1 pseudogene is annotated in these 274 nt (G+C 64.2%); it reads right to left on the bottom strand.

The annotated features are described in order from the left end of the window. Window positions 1–274 (bottom strand): annotated as a pseudogene (locus tag KUG39_RS17015) (acyltransferase family protein); the annotation flags it as partial.

Here is a 274-nt window from a genome sequence, read left to right as displayed (position 1 = left end):
CCGCCGCACCCCGTAGCCGATCCCCACCATCAGCAGCGGGAACACCAGGTAGAACTGCTGCTCCACACCCAGCGACCAGGTGTGCAGAAACGGATTCAGATCCGAATCCGTCGCGAAGTAATCCAGCTGCCCCATCAGGTAGTTGTTCGACCACCCGAACAGCGCCTTGAGGGCGACGATGAAATACGGCCCGCTCTCCAGCGGCGGGATCAGCATCGCCACCCCCAGGCTCGTCACCGCCAGGCACACCAGCAGGTTCGGCAGCAGACGCCGC

Source organism: Synechococcus sp. CCAP 1479/10, from assembly GCF_019038515.1.
Taxonomy (GTDB): domain Bacteria; phylum Cyanobacteriota; class Cyanobacteriia; order PCC-6307; family Cyanobiaceae; genus Cyanobium.
The sequence above is the reverse complement of the archived record's forward strand: the minus strand, read 5'-3'. Positions and strand labels throughout refer to the sequence as shown.